This is a genomic window from Nonomuraea antimicrobica (genome assembly GCF_039536965.1).
Taxonomy (GTDB): domain Bacteria; phylum Actinomycetota; class Actinomycetes; order Streptosporangiales; family Streptosporangiaceae; genus Nonomuraea; species Nonomuraea antimicrobica.
This window is the reverse complement of sequence record NZ_BAAAZP010000117.1, coordinates 24,746-29,835: the sequence shown is the minus strand read 5'-3', so window position 1 is coordinate 29,835 and position 5,090 is coordinate 24,746. Positions and strand designations below refer to the sequence as shown.

Annotated in this window: 3 protein-coding genes; all 3 read left to right on the top strand. The window is 71.6% G+C overall.

What is annotated here, in order from left to right; all coding sequences use genetic code 11:
• The coding region (locus ABD844_RS32770; RefSeq protein ID WP_344886602.1) for a response regulator transcription factor at positions 1–634 on the top strand (634 nt) is incomplete at its 5' end.
• A gap of 74 nt (positions 635–708) precedes the next feature.
• On the top strand, positions 709–942 hold the full coding sequence (locus ABD844_RS32765; protein ID WP_344886600.1) for a hypothetical protein: 234 nt from the start codon (positions 709–711) through the stop codon (positions 940–942).
• A gap of 23 nt (positions 943–965) precedes the next feature.
• Positions 966–5,018, top strand: coding sequence for a S8 family peptidase (locus ABD844_RS32760; protein ID WP_344886598.1), 4,053 nt, complete (start codon positions 966–968; stop codon positions 5,016–5,018).
• Positions 5,019–5,090: the final 72 nt, after the last annotated feature.

Sequence of the window (5,090 nt, the reverse complement as noted above, 5' to 3'; positions counted from 1 at the left end):
ACGCTGGGCGGAGGCCGCGGGGGAGTTCGCCGCCGCGGCGGACGCGTTCGAGCGGCTCCCGGCGCTGTACGAGGCCGCGCAGGCGAACGAGCACGCCGCCGCCTGCCTCTTCGCCCTGGACGACCCGGCCGCCGCCACCCGGCTCGGCCGGGCCGTCACGGCGTACGCGGGTCTCGGCGCGCGCTGGGACCTGGACCGCGCGTCCGGCCTGGGCCGCAAGTGGGGCATCCGCCCGCCCACGCCCGCACCCGCACGAAACCGCCTCGCGCAGGACGGCTCCACACAGAACGGGCCCGCACAGAACGGGCCCGCACAGAACGGGCCCGCACAGAACGGGCCCGCGCAGAACGGGGCGGCGTGGAATGGGCGCGCACAGAACGGCCAGGCGTTGAACGGGCCCGCGCAGAACGGGTCGGCGTGGAATGGGCCGGTGCGGCAGGGTGGCGACCAGGTGCTGTCGGCCCGCCAGGAGCAGGTGGCCCGGCTCGCGGCCGAGGGGCTGACCAACCAGCAGATCGCCCGGGAGCTGTTCCTGTCGCCGAAGACCGTGGACAAGCACGTGAGCGCGGCCATGCGCAAGGTCGGCGCGCGGTCGCGGACGGAGCTGGCCCGCCACTTCCCCCCGCACTACTAAATCCCGAAATTGGGGATTTTTCCCCATAGGGCACCCCATACCTCACCCCATCCGGCTGCCGCCACAATTCCGGCATGCCCGAAACCGCAACCGACCCCGGCGAGCCGGACCCGGACGGCCCCGCCCCTCACCTCCTTCCAGGCCCTGCCCCTGACCTCGCGCCCGGCCCTGACCTCGCGCCCGGCCCTGACCCCGCGTCCGGTCCCGATCCCATATCCGGCCCCGACGAACCTGCCGGACCAGCCGACGCCGTCCACGTCGAGGCGCAGGAACCGCCCCGGCCTCCCGACGGCTTCGAGCCCGTCTGAACCCCCCTTCCAGAAAGGCCACCATGGCACTGCCCCGCCCCCCGTTAGCGCGCCGCACCGGCATCGCCACCCTGATCACCACCACGTTGATCATGGCACTGGCGACCGTCCCCGCCTCCGCCGCCGAAACCGAGCGGACCGCCTCCACCCCCGCCGCCTCCTCGGCCACCCAGGGCGGGACGCAGACCGTCGCCCTGACCGGTGTACGCGCCAAGGAGGTCGTCGTCACGCTGATCACCGGTGACAAGGTCCGGCTGACCCAGGACGTCGCCGGCAAGTATCGCGTCGACCCTGCATCCGGCACCCGCCAGAGCAGCGGCGCTCCGGTCAACCTGTTCACCCAGTACACCCCGGACGGCATCTTCGTCCTGCCGGACGACGCGCTGGCCGCCGTCCAGTCGGGGCTGCTGGACAGGCGGTTGTTCGACGTGAAGTACCTGGCAGAGAACGGGTACGCCGACGACGTGACCAAGCGGCTGCCGGTCATCGTCCAGTATCCCAAGGAGCAGTCCGAGGCGTCGATCAAGCGCTCGGCCGCCGCCGTCCCCGCCAGCGAGCCCACCCAGACGCTGGACAGCATCCACGCCTCGGCCCTCGACGTCGAGAAGGCGGAGGCGGGCACGTTCTGGGCGGCCGTACGCGCCCAGCAGGGCGCCGGGCAGCAGGGGCTGACCGGGACCCCGGCCACGCTGCGCGGCGGCATCGCCAAGATCTGGCTGGACGCCAAGGTCAAGGCCGACCTGGACGTGAGCGTACCGATGATCGGCGCGCCCAAGGCGTGGGAGGCGGGCTACGACGGGACCGGGGTGAAGCTCGCGGTCCTGGACACCGGCGCGGACACCGGCCACCCCGACCTCGCCGGGAAGATCGCCGACAGCCGGTCGTTCGTCCCTGACCAGCCCGTCCAGGACGGGCACGGGCACGGCACCCACGTCGCCTCGACGATCGCGGGCAGCGGCGCCGCCTCGGACGGCAAATACAAGGGCGTCGCCCCCGGCGTGCGGCTGGCCGTCGGCAAGGTGCTCGACAACTCGGGCTCCGGCCTGGAGTCGTGGATCATCGAGGGCATGGAGTGGGCCGCGCGCAGCGGGGCCAAGGCCGTCAGCATGAGCCTCGGCGGCAACCCCAGCGACGGCACCGACCCGCTCAGCCAGGCCGTCAACGACCTGACCGCCGAGACCGGCACGCTGTTCGTGATCGCCGCGGGCAACCTCTCGAACCCGGAGAGCGTGAGCGCGCCGGGCGCGGCCGACGCGGCGCTGACCGTCGCGGCGGTGGACAAGAACGACCGGCTCGCCGGATTCTCCAGCCGCGGGCCGCGCATCGAGGACGGCGCGCTCAAGCCGGACATCGCGGCGCCGGGCGTGGACATCGTGGCCGCGCGGGCGTCGGGCACCGTGATGGGCTCTCCGGTGAACGAGCGCTACACCAGTGCCAACGGCACGTCCATGGCCACGCCGCACGTGGCCGGCGCCGTCGCGATCATGGCGCAGCGGCACCCGGACTGGACGGCGCGGCAGCTCAAGGCCGCGCTGATGTCCACCGCAAAGGACGACGGCTTCACCGTGTACGAGCAGGGCGCGGGCCGGGTGGACCTGGAGCGGGCGATCCGGCAGCAGGTCTTCGCCGCCACCGGCAGCGTGGACTTCGGACTGCTCGACGACTCCGGGGCGGTCAAGACGGGGCAGGTCTCGTACACCAACCTGGGCGACCAGCCGGTCACGCTCGCGCTGAAGGCGGCTATGAGCGGCGACGCGAAGCTGAGCGTGGCCGACGCGACGCTGACGATCCCCGCGGGCGGCACGGCCGCCACCACCGTCACCCTCGACCCGGCCGGGCTCGGCCTCGGGACGTACAGCGGGGCGGTGACGGCCGAGGCCGACGGCGTACGGCTCACCACGCCAGTGGGCGCGGTGCGCGACGTGCCCAAGTTCGACCTGACCATCCGCACCCTGGACCGGGACGGCAAGCCGCGCACCCCCCAGGCCATGAGCATCGTGGACGTCGACGGGACCAAGGGCGAGCTGGGCCCGTATCGCGTGAGCGACGTGGGCGTGGTCGTGACCAGGGTCCCCGCGAGCACCGTCAGCGTGCTGAGCGTACTGGCCTGGGTGGACGGCGACGACCGGTCCAACCGGGGCTGGCTGTTCGACCCCGAGCTCACCATCACCGGCGACACCGAGATCACCTTTGACGCGCGCAAGGCCACGGAGATCAAGTTCGACGTTCCGAAGACCGCGGAACCGCTGAACAACGAGTACGACCTCTTCTTCCAGCGGACCCTGCCCAACGGCCAGGTCTACGGCGGCACCCTGACCGCCGGCCGCCCCATCGGGTCGTGGGAGAAGGTGTGGGCGCTGCCGACCAAGAAGGTCACCAAGGGCGCCTTCCGCTTCACCGGCCAGTGGGAGCTGGGCGTGCCCGAGGTCAGCATGACCATGCGCACGACCACGCGCACGTCGAAGAAGCCCACGCCCCTGCACCCGGTGACCAGGGTCCACATGGTCGACTCGGGGGAGATCCATCGCGGCTACGTCCCCTTCGAGGGCACGAAGGAGTTGCGGGTGGTCGACGGCGGCAAGGGCCGTCCCGAGGATCTCGCGGGCAAGGACCTGCGCGGCGCGCTCGTGCTGGTCGACGCCGAGCTCGCCGAGGGCTTCATGGGGCCGGAGTGCGGCCTCCAGGTCGAGCGGGTGGGTCCGATCAGGGACGCCGGCGCCGCCGGCATCCTGGCCTTCAACGAGGTGCCCTCGGGCTGCGCGATCCCGCTGCCGATCTCGCAGAAGCCGTTCACCGGCCCCATGCTGCCGGTCGGCCTCCCCGTCGCGTACGTCTCGAACGCCGAGGGCGTCAAGGTGCGCGAGGCGGTGGCGCGCGGGCCGGTCACCATCCAGACCGTGGGCACGCCGAACACGCCGTACTCCTACGTGTTCAAGCCGTACGGTGAGGGCCGGATCCCCGACTCGATGAGCTACAAGATCACCGATCGCCAGCTCCACCAGGTCGACATGGACGTGCACGCGGGGCCGTACACGAAGTACATGAACTGGCGGCACTCGTGGAAGACCGACGACGTCACGTACACGGTCACCAGCACGAACATGCTGCACTGGTCCTACCCGTTGCCGAACCGCAGGTCCCAGTGGGTCTGGCCGCTCGACCCCGAGATCCTTAGCTCGGCGGGCCTGTCCGGGCTGCTGCCCTCCGAACCGGGCGCGGAGGTCGAGGAGACCCGCTACCGGGTCGACGTGTTCGACAAGCCGGGAACCACCCGTCAGGAGTGGTTCGCCATGCCGAGCACGCCGGGCGCCTCGACCGCCTCGGACAAGGTGTACAAGCTGAGCGATCCTGCCGCCGCTCCGCTCAAGAAGCTCCCGATCGGGCTGAACTGCTCGATCTGCGTGCACGACGGCAACCTCTGGGTGACTCCTTCGATGGTCAGCGGGGTCGGGGACCGGCGCGACGACGGCGTCGTGTTCGGCGACATCCAGCCACGGTACGAACTCCACCTCTACCGCGACGGCAAGGAGATCCCGAACGCGCCCGCCGAGCCGTTCGACCGGCTGCCGCGCTACCCGCTGCCCGAGGAGGAGGCCACCTACCGGCTGACGGCCAAGAACGACCTGCAGGACATCGAATGGACGTTCACCGCCCCGCCGGGCGAGGACCCGGCGCGTCCGAGCGTCAACTGCTTCTCCTGGTGGATCGACGGGCCGGTCGAGCAGTGCCGCAGCGTGCCCGCCGTGTACGTCAGCTACGACCTCGGTGACACCCTGTCCAGCGAGAACACGGTGGCGGCCGGGCGCAGGCACACCTTCGAGCTGGAGGCGTACCACGGGCCTTCTGGGGCGAAGCCGCCGGCGATCGCGGGCGTACGGCTCTGGACGAGCACCGACGACGGCGCCACCTGGCAGCCCGCCGACCTCAAGCGGGGCCGGGACGGCACCTACACCGCCGGCGCCAGGTACCCGGCCTACCGCGACACCAAGGGCGCGGTGAGCCTCAAGGTGGAGGCGTGGGACGCGGCCGGCAACCGCGTCAAGCAGACCGCGCTCCGCGCGTTCAACCTGCGCTGACAACCTGCGCTGACAACCTGCGCTGACAACCTGCGCTGACAACCTGCGCTGACAACCTGCGCTGACAACCTG

Bases quoted from the DNA above. Each gene is read 5' to 3' on its own strand.
- ABD844_RS32765 (WP_344886600.1), top strand. From the start codon at position 709: ATGCCCGAAACCGCAACCGACCCCGGCGAGCCGGACCCGGACGGCCCC.
- ABD844_RS32760 (WP_344886598.1), top strand. From the start codon at position 966: ATGGCACTGCCCCGCCCCCCGTTAGCGCGCCGCACCGGCATCGCCACC.